The sequence below is a fragment of the Microbispora sp. CA-102843 genome, from assembly GCF_050936215.1.
Classification (GTDB): domain Bacteria; phylum Actinomycetota; class Actinomycetes; order Streptosporangiales; family Streptosporangiaceae; genus Microbispora.
The window spans coordinates 4,675,197-4,694,323 of sequence record NZ_JBNJNF010000001.1; the positions used below are offsets into that span (position 1 = coordinate 4,675,197).

The 19,127-nt window shown below is 70.2% G+C and carries 19 protein-coding genes and 1 pseudogene; 10 read left to right on the top strand and 10 right to left on the bottom strand.

Features of this window, described 5'->3' with window-relative positions:
* Positions 1 to 97: 97 nt before the first annotated feature.
* Positions 98 to 301: pseudogene (locus ACQEVJ_RS21605) on the top strand (IS630 family transposase); the annotation flags it as partial.
* Between the two features lie 100 nt (positions 302 to 401).
* On the opposite strand, the gene ACQEVJ_RS21610 reads toward ACQEVJ_RS21605, so the two are convergent.
* Positions 402 to 968 (bottom strand): TetR/AcrR family transcriptional regulator, encoded by a 567-nt coding sequence (locus tag ACQEVJ_RS21610; protein WP_433103709.1) that lies wholly within the window; start codon positions 966 to 968, stop codon positions 402 to 404.
* Between the two features lie 110 nt (positions 969 to 1,078).
* On the opposite strand from ACQEVJ_RS21610, the gene ACQEVJ_RS21615 reads away from it, so the two are divergent.
* Positions 1,079 to 2,035 (top strand): NADP-dependent oxidoreductase, encoded by a 957-nt coding sequence (locus ACQEVJ_RS21615; protein WP_433103711.1) that lies wholly within the window; start codon positions 1,079 to 1,081, stop codon positions 2,033 to 2,035.
* On the opposite strand, the gene ACQEVJ_RS21620 is transcribed toward ACQEVJ_RS21615, so the two are convergent.
* A complete protein-coding gene (locus ACQEVJ_RS21620; RefSeq protein ID WP_433103713.1) occupies positions 2,032 to 2,394 on the bottom strand; it encodes a helix-turn-helix domain-containing protein in 363 nt (120 codons plus the stop codon). The two genes, ACQEVJ_RS21615 and ACQEVJ_RS21620, sit on opposite strands and share 4 nt — an antisense overlap.
* Before the next feature lie 242 nt (positions 2,395 to 2,636).
* Here ACQEVJ_RS21620 and ACQEVJ_RS21625 point away from each other — a divergent pair, with 242 nt between their 5' ends.
* From ACQEVJ_RS21625 to ACQEVJ_RS21640, 4 genes are all read left to right on the top strand, one after another.
* Positions 2,637 to 3,536, top strand: a complete 900-nt coding sequence (locus tag ACQEVJ_RS21625; protein ID WP_433103715.1) for an SDR family NAD(P)-dependent oxidoreductase — start codon at positions 2,637 to 2,639, stop codon at positions 3,534 to 3,536.
* Between the two features lie 10 nt (positions 3,537 to 3,546).
* A complete protein-coding gene (locus tag ACQEVJ_RS21630; RefSeq protein ID WP_433103717.1) occupies positions 3,547 to 3,951 on the top strand; it encodes an alpha/beta fold hydrolase in 405 nt (134 codons plus the stop codon).
* 423 nt (positions 3,952 to 4,374) lie between these two features.
* Complete coding sequence (locus tag ACQEVJ_RS21635; protein ID WP_433103719.1) at positions 4,375 to 5,592, top strand: NAD(P)/FAD-dependent oxidoreductase; 1,218 nt, start codon at positions 4,375 to 4,377, stop codon at positions 5,590 to 5,592.
* A gap of 21 nt (positions 5,593 to 5,613) precedes the next feature.
* Positions 5,614 to 6,573, top strand: a complete 960-nt coding sequence (locus ACQEVJ_RS21640; RefSeq protein ID WP_433103721.1) for a sigma-70 family RNA polymerase sigma factor — start codon at positions 5,614 to 5,616, stop codon at positions 6,571 to 6,573.
* On the opposite strand, the gene ACQEVJ_RS21645 is transcribed toward ACQEVJ_RS21640, so the two are convergent.
* On the bottom strand, positions 6,560 to 6,877 hold the full coding sequence (locus ACQEVJ_RS21645; protein WP_433103723.1) for a hypothetical protein: 318 nt from the start codon (positions 6,875 to 6,877) through the stop codon (positions 6,560 to 6,562). The genes ACQEVJ_RS21640 and ACQEVJ_RS21645 overlap by 14 nt on opposite strands.
* Before the next feature lie 346 nt (positions 6,878 to 7,223).
* On the opposite strand from ACQEVJ_RS21645, the gene ACQEVJ_RS21650 reads away from it, so the two are divergent.
* Complete coding sequence (locus ACQEVJ_RS21650) at positions 7,224 to 7,805, top strand: TetR/AcrR family transcriptional regulator (protein WP_433103725.1); 582 nt, start codon at positions 7,224 to 7,226, stop codon at positions 7,803 to 7,805.
* Positions 7,806 to 8,470: 665 nt separating this feature from the next.
* Here ACQEVJ_RS21650 and ACQEVJ_RS21655 read toward each other — a convergent pair.
* Genes ACQEVJ_RS21655 through ACQEVJ_RS21670 form a run of 4 tightly spaced genes read right to left on the bottom strand, consistent with a single transcriptional unit; the run spans position 8,471 to position 11,819 of the window.
* Positions 8,471 to 9,451, bottom strand: a complete 981-nt coding sequence (locus ACQEVJ_RS21655) for an aldo/keto reductase (protein ID WP_433103727.1) — start codon at positions 9,449 to 9,451, stop codon at positions 8,471 to 8,473.
* Positions 9,448 to 9,579 carry a hypothetical protein gene (locus ACQEVJ_RS21660; RefSeq protein WP_433113358.1) on the bottom strand — a complete coding sequence of 44 codons (132 nt, stop codon included), beginning with the start codon at positions 9,577 to 9,579 and terminating at the stop codon, positions 9,448 to 9,450. The genes ACQEVJ_RS21655 and ACQEVJ_RS21660 overlap by 4 nt, the downstream gene beginning before the upstream one ends.
* Positions 9,537 to 9,698: a MerR family DNA-binding transcriptional regulator gene (locus ACQEVJ_RS21665; RefSeq protein WP_433103729.1), complete on the bottom strand. Its 162-nt coding sequence runs from the start codon at positions 9,696 to 9,698 to the stop codon at positions 9,537 to 9,539. Before ACQEVJ_RS21665 ends, ACQEVJ_RS21660 begins: the two co-directional genes overlap by 43 nt.
* A gap of 60 nt (positions 9,699 to 9,758) precedes the next feature.
* A complete protein-coding gene (locus ACQEVJ_RS21670) occupies positions 9,759 to 11,819 on the bottom strand; it encodes a cellulose binding domain-containing protein (protein WP_433103731.1) in 2,061 nt (686 codons plus the stop codon).
* A gap of 213 nt (positions 11,820 to 12,032) precedes the next feature.
* On the opposite strand from ACQEVJ_RS21670, the gene ACQEVJ_RS21675 reads away from it, so the two are divergent.
* The gene (locus ACQEVJ_RS21675) at positions 12,033 to 12,512 is read left to right on the top strand and encodes a pyridoxamine 5'-phosphate oxidase family protein (RefSeq protein ID WP_433103733.1); all 480 of its coding nucleotides are present in this window, start codon (positions 12,033 to 12,035) and stop codon (positions 12,510 to 12,512) included.
* Between the two features lie 74 nt (positions 12,513 to 12,586).
* Here the strand turns inward: ACQEVJ_RS21675 and ACQEVJ_RS21680 are convergent, their stop codons facing one another.
* Positions 12,587 to 13,087 (bottom strand): hypothetical protein, encoded by a 501-nt coding sequence (locus ACQEVJ_RS21680; RefSeq protein ID WP_433103735.1) that lies wholly within the window; start codon positions 13,085 to 13,087, stop codon positions 12,587 to 12,589.
* 113 nt (positions 13,088 to 13,200) lie between these two features.
* Between ACQEVJ_RS21680 and ACQEVJ_RS21685 the strand changes: the two genes are divergently transcribed.
* On the top strand, positions 13,201 to 14,196 hold the full coding sequence (locus ACQEVJ_RS21685; protein WP_433103737.1) for a phosphotransferase family protein: 996 nt from the start codon (positions 13,201 to 13,203) through the stop codon (positions 14,194 to 14,196).
* A 148-nt stretch (positions 14,197 to 14,344) separates the two neighbouring features.
* Here ACQEVJ_RS21685 and ACQEVJ_RS21690 read toward each other — a convergent pair whose 3' ends face one another.
* Both ACQEVJ_RS21690 and ACQEVJ_RS21695 read right to left on the bottom strand, forming a co-directional pair.
* On the bottom strand, positions 14,345 to 15,118 hold the full coding sequence (locus ACQEVJ_RS21690; protein WP_433103739.1) for an SDR family NAD(P)-dependent oxidoreductase: 774 nt from the start codon (positions 15,116 to 15,118) through the stop codon (positions 14,345 to 14,347).
* 45 nt (positions 15,119 to 15,163) lie between these two features.
* Positions 15,164 to 15,712, bottom strand: coding sequence for a MarR family winged helix-turn-helix transcriptional regulator (locus tag ACQEVJ_RS21695; protein WP_433103741.1), 549 nt, complete (start codon positions 15,710 to 15,712; stop codon positions 15,164 to 15,166).
* A 110-nt stretch (positions 15,713 to 15,822) separates the two neighbouring features.
* Here ACQEVJ_RS21695 and ACQEVJ_RS21700 point away from each other — a divergent pair, with 110 nt between their 5' ends.
* Positions 15,823 to 19,086 carry an efflux RND transporter permease subunit gene (locus ACQEVJ_RS21700; protein WP_433103743.1) on the top strand — a complete coding sequence of 1,088 codons (3,264 nt, stop codon included), beginning with the start codon at positions 15,823 to 15,825 and terminating at the stop codon, positions 19,084 to 19,086.
* Positions 19,087 to 19,127 lie beyond the last annotated feature (41 nt).

Here is a 19,127-nt window from a genome sequence, read left to right on the forward strand (position 1 = left end):
CAGGGCTCAACCCGGTTTGACCAGTTCGACTGAACGACGACCAAGGAGTTGACCTTGACCGACACGCACGTAGTGATCGCTGGCGCGGGACCGACCGGGCCCGCTGCGGCAGTTCACCATCGCCAACTCCGACCATGCCAACCACACGGTGCAGACCCGGGCCCTGCACGCCTACCTGCGCTGGCGCAACGCCAATGCCCGCCACCCCGACGTCCTGGCCGCGCAACGCCGAGAACGCGCCCGCATACGTAGTGAGAAAGGCATCCGCTGGGGCGGCCGACCACTCTCAGCCGTGGCCTGAGCGACCACCCAACCCGGTGATCGTTTCCGGTCACAGCACAGCGCAGATCCCAACCATGATCTCAGTGTGTCACTGGAGTACTAGCCGCCTCGATCCGGGCTCAGGCCGGCCGGGCGGCGGGCCGGAGGCCGTCCATCAGGAGGTCCAGCAGGCGACCGGCCTTGGCTTCATGCTCGGGGTGGGGGGCCACGGTGAAGATGCCGATGAGGGAGGCGGCGATGTCTTCGGCGGTGACGTCGGAGCGGAGGTCGCCCGCCGCGCGACCGGCGTCGAGAATCGTGGTGATGGCCGCCAGTAGCTCGCTCCGGGTCTGTGCATGGGCGATCTCGCCCGACTCGATCATCGCAAGCAGCGTGTCGAGCATGCCGTTCTTGGTCGCGATCCAGTCCCCGAACAAGTCCATCCAGCGCCGCATCGCCGCAGCCGGGGGCAGCTGGCCGAGCAGCTCGCGGGCGCCGGTCGTCAGCCGCACGACCTGGTCCCGGTAGACCGCGTCGACCAGCGACTCGCGGGTCGGGAAGTGCCGGTAGAGCGTGGCGATGCCGACTCCGGCCTCGCGGGCGATCGCACGCATCGACGGCTCGGTGTCAGCCGACACGAACACGCGGGTCGCCACCGCGAGCAACTGGTCGCGGTTACGGGTTGCGTCCGCCCGTGGCGCGCGCATCTCCGCCTCAGTCAAAACGGATCGTGCTCCGGTTGTGTTAGGGTCACCCATGGAAACGGAGCATAGTCCGTTTCAAGGCGTTTCCTCGGTCCGCAAGGAGACAGGCGTACATGCAGGAACAGAGCGATCAACCGCCGACGGGCAGGAGCAGGGCGGTCCGGCTCCATACATTCGGCGGCCCCGAAGTCCTGGACATCCGTGAGGTTCCCGCTCCGCAGGTCGGCCCGGGGCAGATCCGCGTGCGGGTCACCGCGGCCGGTCTGAACCCGATGGACTGGATCATGACCGCCGACGCGGACACCGCCGCCCGGTTCGGCTTGAGCCTCCCGGCCGGGTTCGGGACCGACTACGCGGGACTGGTCGACCAGGTCGGTGACGGGGTGACCGGCTTCGCGCCCGGCGACCGGGTGTTCGGTGGCGCCCTGTCCCGCGCGGTCGCCGACTTCGTGGTGATCGAACCGGCCGGGGGGATCGCGGCGAACGAGGCCCATCACACTCCCGACGGCGTCGACGACCGCACCGCCGCCACCCTCACGATCGCCAGCCGCACGGCATCCGCCGCCCTCGCCGTGGTCGACCCCGGCCCGGACGACACAGTGCTGATCGGCGGCGCGGCGGGCGGGGTCGGGGTGTTCGCTGTCCAGCTGGCCCGGATCGCAGGAGCGCGCGTGATCGGGACGGGATCGGCGACATCATCCGATTTCCTGCGCGATCTCGGAGCCAAGCCGGTCGCCTACGGCGACGGCCTGGCCGACCGGGTCCGAGCCCTCGCTCCCGGCGGTGTCACCGCCGCCATCGACCTGCACGGGACGGAGACAGTGCACGCCGCAAGGGAACTCGGCGTCCCGGACGGCCGCATCTGCACCATCGCCGCGCAAGTCGACGGCGTGTCGACGGCCAACGGCGCGAACGCCGCCCCCGGCGCCCTGGAAGAGGTCGCCCGCCTGGTCGCGGCGGGCCGACTCCGGGTGCCTATCGCGGCGAGCTTCCCGGTCGAGCAGATCCGCCGCGCGGCCGAGCTCCAGGCCGGCCGGCACGTGCACGGCAAGGTCGTCATCGACCTCTAGATCAAGGCCGTCGCGACGATGAACGCGATGTCGTCGTCACTGATCAGGCGGGGACGGCCTCCCTCCCACTGAGGGCCCAGGGCGGCCAGGCCCTTCTCGTTGAAGGCGTGGACCACATCGCGTACGGTGTCCTCGTCCGCGGCAAGCAGCCGGGCGATCGCCGACACCGGCGTCCCTGACGAGGAAGCCAGGAAGATCGTCGCCCTGCAGGACCGGACCCGGTTGGCGCGACAGCGTCTGACCAGCTGCGTTAGCCGTAGGCCTTCATAGTCGGTCAACCGGCGCGCTTTGACGGGCTCGGCCACCCGATCCCCACCTCCTCGATCCCGGCGTCCTGACAGGATCGAGGGTCGAAGCACGCCCAGGTCAGCCGCAGGAGCCCGAGCGGCGTATCACCAGTGGACAACGCACTAGCCACGCCTCATGCCGGTGGGCGGACCGCCGCTTCGTGCCGACCGCCCGGACGCGACAGTCCCGCCAGCGGAGGCACTTCACGGCCGACTGTCGTCACCGGTCGAAGCATTAACCGGATAGTTCATCCGATTGTGCTACTGTCCCACTTAATCGGATGAACTATCCGGTTGTCCGTTTGGAGGGGCTCATGATGAAGACAGCTGTGGTCACGGCCGGCACGGGGGGCATCGGCTTGGAGACTGCGCTGGGGCTGGCCGCCGCAGGGTTCGCGGTCACTGTGGTCGGGCGCGACGCCGACCGGGGAGCCAGGGCGGTTGAGCGGATCAACGCGACGCAACCGGCGCCCCCCGGCCGGTTCCTGTCCGCCGACCTCGCCTCGCTCGACCAGGTCCGCGCGCTGGCCGGCAGGATCGCTGCCGACCACGCCGCGTCCGGGGAACCGTTGACGGTGCTGGTCAACAACGTTGGGGCAATGTTCGCCGAGCGCGCGGACCTGGGCGGCGTCGAGGCGTCGTTCGTCGTCAACCACCTCTCGCCGTACCTGCTGACCGAACTACTGCTGCCCACGCTCACCGCCGGGGCGCCGAGCAGGATCGTGAACGTGACCTCGGGCGCGGTCGTCGCCGCCAAGCGAGTGTTCGACGCCGTCGAGCCGCCAGGCGGCTACTACGGCTTCCACTGGTACGGCCGCGCCAAGCTCGCCAACCTCGCCTACACGCTCGACCTGGCGAGGCGGCTGGACGGCACGGGCGTGTCAGTCTTCGCCGCCGATCCCGGAGGCGCCGCGACCGACATGACCAACGGCACCCTGACCGACCCGAAGATCGTCTCTCCTGCCCTGCGGCTGCTGTGGCCGCTGGTACGCCGCAAGTTCGAACGCTCCACCTCCGGTCCGGCATCCGCGGCGGCCAGGCCCTCGATCGCCGCCGCCACCGACCACGCGCTGACCGGCCGGACCGGCCTCGTCATCGGGCCCCAGGCACACCCCGTCGCCCCGTTCCGTGCGGCGACCGACCGCCGCATCGCCGAGGCCGTACACCTGCTCAGCGAAACTCATGCACCTGTGGCGGCCAGAGCGGATGCATGACCATACGCAGGTGCGTCCCCAGTCGCCCGCCGGTCAAAGGATCAGCGCCGGCTCGCTCTCGTCGGCGAAGCTGACCGTCGGCGCGCCGGTGCTCAACTCCCTCACGCCCGCCCAGGTGCGCACGGCCGCCGAGCAGACCGCCTCCGCCCTCCCACCCGGCACCGGGGCCCAGGTCGACCTGGTCCGCCGCGCCGACGTCCGCGACGACCTCGCCGCGATCACCGCTCCGACCCTGGTCATCGTCACCACCGCCGACTCCCTGATACCAGTGGCCCTCCAGCACGACCTGGCTGCGGCCATCCCCGGCGCGCAGACCGCTGAGCTATCGACCGGGCGCCTGCCCTTCCTGGAACAGCCGAACCAGTGGCTGGAGATCATCACCGGCTTCCTCGGCCAGGAGCACGACGCGCGCTGACAGGCCTTCGGGCAGGATCGGACCGGATTTTGGCGCTACAAAGGCGATCTTGACGACGATTCGGTGACGAGGGCTGTTTGCCCTGGTTGAGCGCCCTAGCGTGCCTGCTCATGCCTGTGGATTTCCTCCTGCGGGTCAGGCCGGCCGGGCTGCTGCAGGTGCCTGCCGACCGGCGGGTCTCGGAGCTGGAGCGGCTGCGTACCTCGCCGACGCGGGCCTCGGGCCGGGGGATGCTGTCGACGGTGATCGGCATCAGATCACCTCGTTCAGTTCGGCCTGCATCTGCGCCGCCTCGGCGTCGCGAGCATCGTTGGGCGGCGCTCCTGCCGCTCTGTGACCCATGCCACATGCAATTCCTGTCAGCAATCGGGGCGCTGTTCCGCTCAACTCACGCAAGAGCAAGCGAACCGACAGGAGCGAGACATGAAGCACCGCATCGTCGTCCTCGGCGCCGGCTATGCCGGGGTCTACGTGGCCGGGAACCTGGCCCGCCGGCTGTCCCCGGCGGACACTGAGATCACCGTGGTCAACGCCGAGCCGGACTTCGTCCAGCGAATGCGGCTGCACCAGTTGGCGGCCGGCCGGGAGATCGAGGCTCAAAAGCTTGCCGACGTCTTCGCGGGGACGGGGATACGGCTGCGCGTGGCCCGGGTCACCGCCGTCGACCCCGAGCGTCAGGTCGTCGCCGACGCCGACGCCGACGGCGGCGGCGAGCTCGGCTACGACACGCTTTTGTACGCGCTCGGCAGCCACGTCGCCGACCGCGCCGTCCCCGGCGTGGCCGAGCACGCCTTCGACGTCGCCGCCAGGCCCTCGGCGCTACGCCTGCGCGAGCGCCTGGACAGCCTGCGCACGCGCGGCGAAGGCGGGAGTGTGCTGGTCGTCGGCGACGGGTTGACCGGCATCGAGACCGCCACCGAGATCGCCGAATCCCGGCCCGGCCTGTCGGTGGCGCTGGTCGCCGCCGGCGAGCTGGGCGCCCGGCTGTCCGCCGGAGCCCGCAGCCACCTGCGGCAGGCCTGCGACCGGCTGGGCATCACCGTCCTGGAGCACACCAGCGTCGAAGCCGTCGAAGCGGCGTGGGTGCTGTGCGCCGACGGCACCGCCCTGGCGTCCGACGCAACCGTGTGGACGGCCGGGTTCGCGGTCAGCCCCATCGCCGCCGCCGGCGGGATGGAGGTCACCGAGAGCGGTCGGATCGTCGTCGATCGCACCATGCGGTCGGTCTCGCACCCGAACGTCTACGCCGTCGGCGACAGCGCCTACGCCATCGGCGACAACGGCCGGCCGCTGCCGATGTCCTGCGCTTCGGCCGGCTACACCGGCATTCAGGCCACGGCCGCGATCGTGGGACGCCTGACCGGCCGCAAGATCGCGAACACCAAGCTGGTCTACGCGTACAACCACATCAGCCTCGGGCGGCGGGACGGGATCCTGCAGCTGGTCGACGACGAAGGGCAAGCAAAGCCGAAGTATGTGGGCGGCCGGAAGGCCGCGCGGGTCAAGGCGGGCATCCTCAAGATGTCGCTGTGGGCCAACTCGCACCCGACCTTCGGCCTGCCCAAGCGCAAGCGCCGCCTGGCCGCCGCGGCCCCCATGCCCGCCGCGCGGGATGCGTCCGCCGAGAAGGCGGTCGCGTAGCCGCCTCATATGGTGGCCCGCGTGGACAGCGCCGCTACTGATCGCTTCGACACCAGCCGGTTCGAGGCCAGCCGGAACCGGCTGGCCTCGCTGGCGTACCGGCTGCTGGGCTCCGCCGCCGACGCCGAAGACGCCGTGCAGGACGCGTTCCTGCACTGGCAGGCCGCCGACCGGCAGCGGATCAAGGTGCCAGAAGCATGGCTGACCAAGGTCGTCACCAACCTGTGCCTCGACCGGCTCCGCTCGGCACAAGCCCGCCGCGAACGCACCGTCGGCGCCTGGCTGCCTGAACCGCTCCTCGACGGTGACCCGATGCTTGGCCCGGCCGACTCGTTCGAGCAGCGCGAATCGGTCTCCCTGGCCGTGCTGACTCTCATGGAGCGCCTGTCACCCCTCGAGCGGGCCGTCTACGTCCTGCGCGAGGCGTTCTCCTACAGCCACTCCGAGATCGCAGAGATCCTCGACATCACCGAGTCCGCAAGCCAGCAGCACCTCCACCGGGCCCGGCGCCGCATCATCGCCGCGCGCCGCCGCGGCGGCGAAGTCGACCCGGCATCCGCCCGCAGGATCGTCGAGGAATTCCTCGCCGCTGCCTCCTCGGGCCGCACCGAACGGCTGGTGGCGCTGCTCACCGACGACGCAACCGCGATCTCCGACTCCAACGGCGCCGGCCTGGCCGAGAAGCTGCTGCGGTACGACACTCCGCAGCGCATCGCCGCCGTCGCACGGGCCGGCTTCAAACCAACACCCGCGAAACGGCGACATGCCGGCGGCACGCCCGCCATCCACTACGCGCTCGTCAACGGCGCCCCCGCCATCCTCTTCGTGATCGGCGACCAGGTCATCGGCGCCGTGACGTTCGACATCACAGGCGGCAAGATCGCAACCGTGCGCGGCATCGCCGCCCCCACCCGCCTCGCCCGCCTCACCGAAGCCTGGCGGCAGCACGGACCGGACACGCCGCTCATCACCCAGTGGTGACCCGACGCCGACCGCGGCCGGGCGCAGCACCCGCAATGGCCGGTGAGCCGACCGACCGGGCGTCGCGGAGCACAACGACTTCACCGTACTCGCGGCGCTGTCGGGGATGGAACGCGAATACATCCGCGACCGCACCCTGGAAGGCCACGAATCCGCCCGCAGCCGCGGCAAGACCATCGGCGGCGCCACCGTCACCGACGTCGCCATGCTGTCCATGGCCCTGCACCTGCGCCAGCAGAACCTCAGCCTGCGCGACATCGCCGCCCGGCTCGTCATCGCCAAGGGCAAGAAGAAGGGCCAGCACCCCTCCCCGGCCACCGTCCGCGCATGCTCCGCGAACACGACGAGGCGAACGCCACGGCGCCATCGGCGGCTACGTCCACGGGCTCCGACCAATCACCGACTGCCGAGTCCCGGCAAACGAGGACCGCACCGTCCACTGCCAACGGCGGTCCGCTCTCGTTCTCCATCCCGCCCTCAGCATCCAGAGCGAACGGCGAGCCGGTCGGTGCTAGCGCCAAAATCCGGTCCGATCCTCCCCCGAAGGCCGACAGCCCGTCCACCGCCCGACAGCCAGGTCCCCGGGAACGCCCGCATATGATCAGACGACGAGCCCGTGAACCAAGACGAGCAACCTGGATTCTTCCCACATGACGACCACACAGCTGCGCAAAGACGCCGCCCGCAACTGGGAGCGGATCGTCGCCACCGCCCGCGATCTGGTCGACCAGGGCATCGCATTGCAGCTCAACGACGTCGCACGCCGGGCAGGCCTCGGGGTCGCCACGGTCTACCGGCACTTCGCCACCCCCGAGGCACTGCTGGAGACCGTCGCCGCTCCCTGCCTGGAAGCCCTGGCCGCGCATGGCGAGCAGGCTTTGGCCGACACCGACCCCTGGCGGGCGCTGGAAAGCTTCCTGTCCCGCATCGTCGAAGCACAGGTGACCGACGCCGCCCTGCCCCCGGTCGCCGCCGCGACCACGGACACCCTGCCGCGCACCACGGAACTCAAAAAGTCACTCGCGTCCGCTGGCACCACGCTTCTCGAGCGGGCCCACGACGCCAGAGTCGTCCGCCCCGACCTCGCCGCCGCCGACCTCGTCCCGCTCATGTGCGGCATCGCCCACGCCGTGACGGTCCACGGCGGCACTCCCACCGACCGGATCGACACCGCCCACCGTTACCTCGCCACCCTGCTCGAAGGCATGCGCCCCACACCGCCGAACACGTGAGCTCCAGGATCGCGTTTTCTCACAAACGGCCGCTTCGGGAAAGTCCCCCGGCTCGCCAAGCGGCGGCGGGTGCCGACCCCCGCCGCCCGCAAAGGCAAGCAGGGCCAGAACCCGGGCCTGGCCGGCATCTACCGGGCACTCGCCGGGCACGAGAAGCGCCAGGCGTACCTCGAAGCGTCGCCCAAGCCCACGCCGACTTCGCCGCCCTCCGGACGGGAGAGACCTCCCGGTCGCTCTGAGCTACATGTCGCTTCACCGGGGCTTCGGGGGAGCAGGGCCGGAACGGCGGCGGCGTCGATGTAGAGGCTGTAAACAGCACCACGGCCTTCAGGGTCAGGCCGAGCGTGCCGAACTGGTCTCCATGCCTTCGCGGTAGTGCTGGCGCAGCCTCGTCCGCGGCGAACTGGGGGAGGTGCAGGGGCTTGAAGATCCGCCCGTAGGAGGCGAACGCCTCGCCGGGCCCGGTGGGTTCGCCTTCCCGGGAAAGCACGCCGATCGGGTACGTGGCCGGAGACCGCGCCCAGGGGTCGGAGAACCTAGCCTTCTGATCTACTTTGTAAAGGCGCCCGCTCGGTGGAAAAATCAAGATCAACTACGTCAAAGCCTCCGCCGAAGCCCAGGGTCCGGCATGGAAATCGGTCTCCGTGCCGGACTCCCATGGTCGGTCAGTGGTTGACGGTACTCATTCCGGCCGGGTTGTACCGGTCGCCGGCGACCTGACCCGCGATGGAGTCGAGCGCGTCGAGGTGGTCCGCCTCGAACTTGATCTCCAGGGCGGCGACGTTCTCCTCCAGCCGGGCGACTCGCTTGGTGCCGGGGATCGGCACGACGTCATCTCCACCCCGGGTCAGCACCCAGGCGAGGGCCACCTGGGCCGGGGTCGCGCCGAGCGTGGCGGCGATCTCGCCGACCTTGGCTACCAGGGCCTGGTTGGCGGCGAAGTTGTCGCCCTGCCAGCGGGGGTTGTGGTGACGGAAGTCGTCGTCGGACAGCGCTCCGGTGTTCGTGATCGCACCGGTCAGGAGGCCGCGGCCGAGGGGGCTGTAGGCGACCAGGCCGATGCCGAGCTCCCGGAGCGTGGGCAGCAGCTCGTCCTCGATGTCGCGGGTGAACAGGGAGTACTCGTACTGGCCCGCGGTGATGGGGTGGACGGCGTGTGCGCGGCGCACCGTGGCGGGCGCGGCCTCGGAGATGCCGAGGTGGCGGACCTTACCGGCCTCGACCAGCTCCTTCATGGCGCCCCAGGTCTCCTCGACGGGGACGCCGGGGTCGACGCGGTGCTGGTAGTAGAGGTCGATGTGGTCGACCCCAAGCCGTTCGAGCGAGGCGTCACAGCAGCGGTGCACGTAGTCGGGGCGGCCGTTGACGCCAACGCGGCTGCCGTCGGGCCGGCGCTCGAGGCCGAACTTGGTCGCCAGCACCACTTGGTCGCGCCGGTCGGCGACGGCCTTGCCGACGAGCCTCTCGTTGGTGAACGGCCCGTACGCGTCGGAGGTGTCGAGGAGGGTGATCCCCAGGTCGAGCGCGCGGTGGAGGGTCCGGATCGACTCCGACTCGTCGCCCGGACCGTAGAAGTCGCTCATTCCCATGCAGCCCAGGCCGAGCGCCGAGGTGCGAAGGCCCTGGCCGAGCGTGTGCTGCTTCATTCTTCTCCCATGATTCTGCGGCTGTAGAGATCGATCTTGTAGTCGACGATCTCGAGATCGCTTCGGAGCTGCTCGATTTTGGCGATCACGGCGGCCCGGTGGGCCTCGAGCAGCTCCTTGCGGGCCACGTAGGTGTCCTGGCCCCGGCGGACGAGTTCGGCGTACCGGCGCGTTCGTAGTAGCGCAGCGTGTGGGCGGAGAGGCCGGTACGCTGCGCTACCTGCGCGATGGTCATCCCCTCGTCCATGGGGACCAGTCTGGGAGTTAGAGCGCGCTCTAAGTCAAGCCCATGATCGCTGGGTGCGGCTCATTGGGCGGTGCAGAGGGCGCCGTTCAGGGTGAAGGCGGTCGGCAGCACGTTGGGGCCGCTGTAGGCGCCGACGAAGCCGATGGAGGTGCTCGCGCCGGGGGCGAGCTTACCGTTGTCCGGGGTGCTGGTGACGGTCACCGCGGCCCCGTTCTGCGTCCAGTTGGCGCTCCATCCGCTGCTGACGCTCTGCCACCCGGTGGGCCAGGTGAAGTGGAGTGTCCATCCGTCGACGGCGGCCGTGCCGGTGTTGGTGATGTCCACCGTCGCGACGAACCCGCTGCCCCAGTCGCTGGTGTCCCTCAGGCGTACCGAGCAGGAGCTCTTGTCGGGTGTGCCGGTGGTGAAGGTGAGCGGAGCGGAGGCCCAGGAGACACGGCCGGCGGTGTCGCGGGCGATGACGTTGACCGTGTATCGAGTGCCGGGGACGAGGTTGCGGACCGTGAAGGAGGTGCCGGAGGTCTCGCCGAGCTGCTCGGTGACGGCGCCGTTCTGGCGGTGGATCTCATACTTGGCGACGGGGCTCGCGCCGGGCGCGGCTGCGGGCCAGGAGATGGTGGCGGTCTTGTCGGTGACGCCGCTCACGGTGGGCTGCCCGGGGGCCGCGGGAGCGCCCGTGGTGGCGGTGGCCGGGTGCAGCACCAGCGTGGTCAGCGAGTACGGCGGGAGGGTCTGGGTGGTGGCGGTGCCGCCGTGGCCGGTGCTGACCGAGGTGGCGCCGTTGGTGAGGGTCTGCACCGTGGGCGCTTCGCCGGCGGGGGTGAACCCTTCGTAGCCGATCTTCACCTGGTGTTCGCCGGCGGGGTCGCGGTTGATCAGCAGGACGGCGAGGTCGCCGTTGGGGCGCCGGGCGGCGTGCGCGGTGACCAGCGGCTCGTCGGTGGCCGCGCGGACGAACCGGTCGCCGGGGCGGGCGAACGCACTGATCATGGAGAGCGCGTGGTAGGGGGCGAAGGGCGTGTTCAGCGGGGGTTCGCAGGTGTCGCCCGAGCAGCCGGCGCTGGACAGCATGCCGAAGTCGCCGTAGTCGGTGTAGCCGGCGACGGTGCTGATGGTGCCGGCGCCGTTGTGGACGTTCCACCAGTCGACGGTGAACACGCCCTGTTCCATGAGGCCGGCGTAGGCGTCGGCGGCGAACAGCGCGCCGGGCTGGGTGTTCGGCGCGATCCCGCTGTTGATCTCGGTCATCGCGATGCCGATGTCGCCGGCGCGGGCGCCTGCGTGCTTGGCGATCTGCTTGCGGACCAGGTAGATCATGTCGGGGATGTGGGCGGTCTTGGTGAGGACGTCGGCCACGTCGTTGTGCGCGGGATACCAGTGCAGGATGACGAAGTCGATCTTCGAGGCGGCGACCGACAGGACGGTGTCGTTCCAGGTGGCCTGGTCGCCGTCGGCGACGATGCCGTCGGGCCAGTTGGCGGGGGTGGTCAGCACCGCGCCGATCTTGATGGTCGGGTCGACGGCCTTCATCGCGTCCGCGTACTGCACGAGGTTCCTGGCGTACTCGGCGGGACTCTTGTCGGCGTGGTCGTCGGCCTCCCAGTCGGCGCCGTAGTGGCCGTTGCCGTAGTTCTCGTTGCCGATCTCCCAGTACTTCACGCCGTACTTCTTGGTGACGTTGGCGTACTCGACCCAGTCGGCGGCCTCCTGGGCGCTGCCGGTGCCGTAGTTGGCGATGATCAGCGGCTGCGCGCCGGTGCGCTGCGCCCCGCGCATGAAGGTGTCGAAGTCTGTGCCGGGGGCGACGTAGCCGCCCGGGGCGGTGTGGGTCTTCCAGTGGTAGATGTCGGCGTACGACCCGCCCGGGTAGCGCAGCATCTTCACGCCGGCGGCCTTGAGGAGGTCGGCGGTCTCGTTCGTGCCGAGATTGCTGTCCCAGATCGCGTGGTTGGTGCCCACGGCGGTGTCGGACGCGGTGGCCAGGCCCGCTCGGGTGTTGACGGTCACGTTGACGGGCGCGGTGTCGGCGGTCGCGGCGGGTAAGCCGGTGAGGAACTGGGCGGCCACCACTGCGCCCGTGAGGAGTGCGATGGCCGGCCTGGCGATGCGCAGGGTGCTCATTACGTCCCTTTTCTGGAGGATCTTGCCCGTGTGATCGTGATCAGGGACGTGTGGAACGGTCAAGCAGGCGGGCCCCAGGCTTGGCCGTGAGCTGCGGCAGAGTTAGGCCGGTCGTGCAACTTTCACGCGGGGTGCCGCGCCGGTCGGGTACGGAGAGGGCCGCCGCGTCATGCGGACCTCCGAAATGTCGGTCGCGGTCGGCAGGATCGCGGCATGACTTCCTGGCAGGAGATCGAGAAGGAGACGCCCGAGCTGGCCGCCCGCGTGCGGGCGAGCATGGGGAAGGGCAAGCACAAGACGATGGCGACGCTGCGACGCGACGGCTCGCCGCGCATCAGCGGGACGGAGGTGGATTTCAAGGACGGCGAGGTGTGGCTCGGGTCGATGCCGGGGGCGATGAAGGCCCTCGACCTGTGCCGCGACCCGCGGGTGGCGATCCACAGCCCCTCGGACGACCCGGACGAGGGGAATCCGGGGGCCTGGAGCGGCGACGCCAAGCTGGCCGGGCGGGCCGTCGAGATCACCGATCCGGCGGTGCGCGAGGCGTTCGGGGGTCCGCCCGGGGAGGATTTCCATCTGTTCCGCGTCGATGTGACCGAGGTGGTCTTCACGCGCGTGGACGAGTCGGGGGAGCACCTGCTGATCGAGATGTGGCACGAGGGCTCCGGCCACCGGGTGGTCCGCCGCCGTTGACCGCCGCCGTTGACCGCCGCCGCCACCCCGCGGTCGTCGCCCGCTGCCGGGCCGCGCGGCCCGGCAGCGGTCCGTCACGACCCGTGACGGACCGGCATGTTCTGCCCGAGCAGGCAGCTGTTCGGCTGGGATCCGCAGAAGGCTGACTGCACCTCGAACGCACCTTGGTCGGTGATGGCCTGCTGCGCCTGTCCCTTCACGAAGGTGGGGCTGATGACGCCGGTCAGGTTCTGGTTGAACCGGCCCGCGCCGGACCGCCCCTGGCCGCCTGCCGCGCGCCCTCCTTTGATCACCTGGCCGCTGCCTCCCCCCGGTCCGGGGTTGCGGAGCGCTGTGAGCCCCCCGCGCGAGTGATGCGGGGTGACGCGGGCGATCGCGGGCTGCGCGGCCGCGATCCCCGCCGCCGTGATCACGAGCGCGGCCATGGCCAGCCGCCGGGTCGCGAGGCCCATCGCGAGGGCCTTGGTGTCGCGCGGGTCGCGCGTGCGGGAGCGGGACATCTCGGTGCGTGCCTTCCTGTTCCTGCCCCGGCGTTCGCTGTCGCTCGTCCGGTTCCGCCGGGGCATGATCCTCATACCCGGACTGGAACTCCGTAGCTATGGCGATGGGCCAAGTAGCGACCAGCTGTCATCCATGGCCCCTGAAAACGGAACCGGGTCCCTCACCGGCCGCCTGAGCCTCTAATTTGGTGGGCGTGCTCCCCGACCTGCGCGAAGTCCAATCGGCTGAGTCCTACGCCGCCCGGCGCAACGACCTCGCGTTCTGGGCCCCCTGGGCGAGGCAGGGCCTGAAGTCGCTCGGCTTCCCCCAACCGGCCACCTTCCGGATCCCGGGCGAAAGCACGAACCCGGTGCTGGTCGGCGACAACGGCATTGTGGTGAAGCTGTACGGCGAGTATTGGTGCGGCCCGGCCAGCCTGCGTTGTGAATCCGAGGCCTACGAGGTGCTCGCCGGGCGCGGGCTGCCCGTTCCCCAGTTGCTCGGGCGTGGCGAGCTGCTGCGAGACTCCCCAGGCTGGCGGTGGCCGTTCCTCGTGTTGTCCGAGGTCACCGGACAGTCATGGCGGCAGGCGGTCGCAGAGGCGGACCGGGCGACCGAGTTGGAGCTGGCCGCGCAGGTCGGGACGCTGCTGGGCCGGCTACGGGAGGTCCCGCTGACCGGCACCGAGATCCTGTGCCCGGACTCGGCGGCTTTCCGTGACGTGCTGCGCGAACGCAGGGAGAAGACGGTCGCCGACCATCGCGCCTGGGGATACCTGTCTCCCCGGCTGCTCGACGCGGTCGACGATTTCCTGCCCGACGTCGATGACATGCTCGGCGGCGTGACGCCGGAGTTCGTCCACGGCGACCTGCACGGCGAGAACCTGTTCGTCGATGCGGAGCGCACAGCGCTCACCGGGCTGGTCGACTTCAACGACGTGTACGCGGGCGACTTCCGTTACGGCCTGGTGCAACTGCATCTGGACACGTTCCGCGCCGACCGCGAACTGCTGGCCACGGCGCTGCGCCACGCGAACTGGCCGGTCTCGGCCGGCTTCGTCGAGGAGATGCTCGTCTACACCTTCCTGCACGACTTCGAGGTGTTCGAGGCGACCCCTCTGGACTTGCGTGAGATCACCGACCTGACCGAGCTCGCCCAGGTGTTGTGGGAGGTCGGGCGGCCCAGTTCCTCGATCGCCTGGTAGGTGGGGTGCTTGGGGCCGCCGCGGGTGAAGCGGCGCTGCATCTGGTGCGACTCGGCGGGTACGCAACCGTAGCGCGGCCGCGGCGGCCCTGCGATCCGGCCAGACGTCCTCCGCCTGCCCCAGGCGGCGCCGGACTTGGTCTGTCCCTCTAGTGGACGCTGAAGCCGCCGTCGACGCAGATGGCCTGGCCGGTGATGTACGACGAGGCGTCGGAGGCGAGGAAGACGGCCACGCTGCGGAAGTCGTCGGGGACGCCGTTGCGCCCGGTCATGGACCGGGCGGCCAGTTGCTCCACCCGGCCGGGGACGGCCTGTGCGGGCGCGGTCAGCGGGGTCAGGACGAAGCCGGGGATGATCGTGTTGCTGGTGACCCCGTGCGCCGACCACGCCTCGGCCTGGGATCGGGTCAGCCCGCAGACGGCGGCCTTGGCCGCGCCGTAGGCGCCGCTGTCGCCGAAGGCGCTGATCGACTGCTGGGAGCCGATGTTGATGATGCGTCCCCGGCCCCGGGCGGCCATGCGGGGGCCGAAGTGCTGCCCGAGCAGGAACGGCGCGGTGAGGTTGACGGCGATGGTCTGGTCGTAGTCGTCGGCGGTCAGTTCGGCCATGGGCCTGCGGATGTTGTTGGCGGCGTCGTTGACGAGGATGTCAATCTCGCCGAAGTACCCGTCCGCTTCCTCGCACACGCGGGCGACGTCGGCGCGGTCGCCGAGGTCGGCGCTGATCGCGGCCGCGCGCACGCCGTGGCCTTCGAGCCTGCCGACGGCTTCGGCGAGTTCCTTGCGTCGCCGGGCGACCAGGACTACGGCCGCCCCGGCGCGTCCGAGTGCCTCCGCGATGGCGTATCCGATGCCGGAGCTGCCCCCGGTGACCAGGGCGGCCCGGCCGGTGAGCGAGAAGAGTTCCTCGATGTAGATCGGCATATCGCCGGAAGGTAGCAGCGGCCGGAGGACAGGTCGGGGGCGGGGTCAGGCTGAGCCGGCGTCTTCGGCGTGCGTCTCGCGCATCACGTCCTCGATTTTGCGCATCACGGTCTCCATGGTGCGCAGGGTCTCGGTGTCGAGGCGCCGAAGGAGGCGGATGTAGCCGCCGGTCCCGGCTTCGATGATCTCGCTGGTGAGCCGCTGCCCGGCCTCGGTGAGCTCGACGCGGCGTACGCGGCGGTCGTGGGGGTCCTCGTGACGGCCGGCCAGGCCCTGGGCGACCACGCGGTCGACGATGCCGGTGACGGTGGCCAGGCCGACGCCGAGGTGGCGGGCGAGTTCCTGCCCGGAGGCGGACCCGGTGAACGACAGGAACATGACGACCTTGAGTTGCTGCATCGTGAGGGTGGAGGCGAGCAGCGGCATCGAGCGGTCGCGGGCGAAGAACCTGCCCATGTTGCGCTGCAGTTCCGCGAGGCGGGCGATGATGCACCCGCGCTCAGCGTCCTCCCCAAGGGTGGCGGGGTCGTCCTGCGGGCGGGGGGCGGCCGCCGCGCCGGTTCCGGTGCGCCGATCGGCTGGGCTGTCGTTCACTGTCACCTCTCGGGTCAAGAGGTTACCAGCCGTTAATGCGACAGCTGAATGTTCGGATGAGGCGAAGTGTTAGGCTGGGGCAAATACTTCCCCCGATGTCAGGAGCTCGGATGACCTCCTTGGCCAGGCTGAGCCTTGCCAACCGCACTCTCGTGATCATGATCACGCTGGTGCTCGCGGGTTTCGGCTTGTTCGCGATTCCCTCGTTGAAGCAACAGCTTTTCCCGTCGCTGCAGTTCCCGGCGGCGTTCACGGTGGCGAGTTATCCGGGTGCCGCTCCCGAGATCGTGGAGGAGCAGGTCACCAAGCCGATCGAGAGCGCGTTCCAGGGTATCGCCGGTGTCACCGACATCACCTCCACCTCGCGTGAGGGGATGTCCCAGGTGCAGGTGGCCTATGAGTACGGCACCGACATCGACCAGATGATCGGGAAGATGCAGCAGGCCGTGAGCCGGATCAAGGCGCAGCTCCCGGCCGACGTCGATCCGCAGGTGGTCGCGGGCAGCACCGACGACATCCCGGTGATGGCGATCGCGGTGGGCGACGGCGGCGACCAGCACGCCATGGTCGACAAGATCGAGAAGATCATGGTGCCGGAGCTGCAGTCGATCGAGGGCGTCCGGGACGTCACCGTCAGCGGCGCCCGCGAGGAGCGGGTCGTCATCACCCCCGACCAGGGCAGGCTCGCCCTGCTGGGGCTGTCGGCCGCGGCCATCCCCGACCTCCTGCGGGCCAACGGGGTGTCCATTCCGGCCGGCACGCTGACCGAGGACGGCAAGTCGCTGACCGTGCAGATCGGCGACCCGGTGCGCACGGTGAAGGACCTCGAGAACCTCTACCTGACCCCCGCCGCGCCCGCGGCGGGCCAGGGCTCCGCGGCCGGGCAGCGCGGCGGCGCGAGCGCGGGACAGGCCGCAGGGCAGGGTGCGGGGCAGAGCGCGGCGCTGGCGGCGGCGCAGGCACGGGCCGCCGCGGCCCGGCCGAAGCCGGTCAAGCTCGGCGACGTGGCCGACATCAAGGTCGAGGACGCTTCCGCGACCACGCTCACCCGCACCAACGGCACCTCGAGCCTCGGTGTGTCGATCACGATGGTGCCCGACGGCAACGCCGTGCAGATCTCCCACAACGTGAACGACGCCCTGCCGGACCTGACGCGCGCCCTGGGCGACAGCGCTGAGCTGACCGTGGTGTTCGACCAGGCGCCGTACGTCGAGCGGTCCATCGAGGACCTCACCACCGAGGGCCTGCTGGGCCTGGCGTTCGCCGTGGTCGTGATCCTGGTGTTCCTGCTGTCGGTCCGCTCGACCCTGGTCACGGCCGTGTCGATCCCGCTGTCGGTGGTGATCGCGCTGATCGCGCTGTGGATCGGCGACTACTCGCTGAACCTGCTGACGCTGGGAGCGCTGACGATCGCCGTGGGCCGGGTGGTCGACGACTCGATCGTGGTGCTGGAGAACATCAAGCGCCATCTCGGCTACGGCGAGGAGAAGCGGCGGGCGATCCTCAGTGCGGTGCGCGAGGTGTCCGGCGCGGTGACCGCCTCGACGCTCACGACGGTCGCGGTGTTCCTGCCGATCGCCTTCGTCGGCGGGTTGGTGGGGCAGCTGTTCAGCCCGTTCGCGATCACGGTGACCGTGGCGCTGCTGGCGTCGCTGCTGGTCGCGCTGACCGTCATCCCGGTGCTGGCGTACTGGTTCCTCAAGGCGCCGGCGATCACGCCGCAGGAGGCGCAGGCCGTACGCGAGGACGCCGAGCGCAAGGAACTGCGCAGCCCGCTGCAGCGGATCTACCTGCCGGTGCTGCGTTTCGCGACGCGGCGGCGCCTGATCACGGTGCTGATCGGGGTGGTGGTGTTCGTCGCCACGATGGCGCTGGTGCCCAACCTGAAGACCAACTTCCTCGACAGCTCGGGCAACGACACCACGCAGATCAGCCAGCGGATGCCGGCCGGGACCGACCTGGCGACCACCGACGCGGCGGCCAAGAAGGTCGAGGCGGTGCTGGCGTCCGACGGGGGAGTGAAGTCCTACCAGGTGACGGTCGGCGGCGGGAACCGCTTCCTCGGCGGGCTGGGCGGCGGCTCCGACCGCGCCTCGTTCTCGGTGACGCTGAAGGAGGGCGTGGAGACGACCGCCCTGGAGGAGCGGCTGCGGGAGAAGCTGAAGGGCCTGAACGAGATCGGCGACGTCACGGTCGGCGGCAGCGGCGGCGGGTTCAACTCCGACCAGGTGCAGGTCATCGTGCAGGGCTCGGACCAGGCCGCGCTGAAGACCGCGGCCACCGAGGTGCGCGACGCCATGGCCGGGATGGCCGGGTTGCGGGACGTCGCCTCCAACCTCGAAGACAGCGTCCCGCGGGTCGAGGTGCACGTGGACCGGGAGAAGGCCGCCGCCAGGGGCCTGACCGAGGCCGGGATCGGGCAGCTGGTCGCGCAGGCGTTCCGCGGCGCGCCGGTCGGCTCGATCGACGTCGACGGCCGCTCCAGCGACGTGATCCTGCGCGCCGGCGGTGACGCGCCCGGCGACATCGCGGCGATCAGGAAGCTCGCGATTCCCACGGCGACGGGCATGGTGAAGCTCGGCGACGTCGCCGACGTGGTGAAGGCCGACGGGCCGACCCAGATCAGCCGTCAGGACGGCGACCGCACCGCGACGGTGTCGGGCACCGCCGACGCGTCCGACCTGGGTGCGATCACCGCGAAGGTCACCGACAAGCTGAAGACGCTGACGCTTCCCGCAGGGGTGACGTACAAGATCGGCGGTGCGAGCTCCGACCAGCAGGACGCGTTCGCCGACCTGGGGCTGGCCATGCTGCTCGCGGTGGCGATCGTCTTCATGATCATGGTGGCGACGTTCCGCAGCCTGGTGCAGCCACTGATCCTGCTGGTGTCGATTCCGTTCGCGGCGACCGGCGCGATCGGGCTGCTGCTGGCCACCGACACGGCGCTCGGCGTGCCCGCGCTGATCGGCATGCTGATGCTGATCGGCATCGTCGTCACCAACGCGATCGTGCTGATCGACCTGATCAACCAGTACCGCGAGCAGGGGCTGGGCGTCGTGGAAGCGGTCATGGAGGGCGGCCGACGACGGCTCCGCCCGATCCTGATGACCGCGATCGCGACGATCTGCGCGCTCACCCCCATGGCGCTGGGCGTGACCGGTTCGGGTGGGTTCATCTCCCAGCCGCTGGCCATCGTCGTGATCGGCGGCCTGATCTCCTCGACGCTGCTCACGCTGGTGCTGGTGCCGACGCTTTACACGATGGTGGAGCGGCTGAAGGAGCGCATGCACCGTACGCCGAAGCAGCCCGCCTCGGGCGACGGTGACGGCGACCTGAAGGTGTACGGCAAGGAGGCGCTCGAACCGGCCAAGTGAGCCCGGCCCGGACGTAACCGCAAACAGTTCTTCGCGAAGAA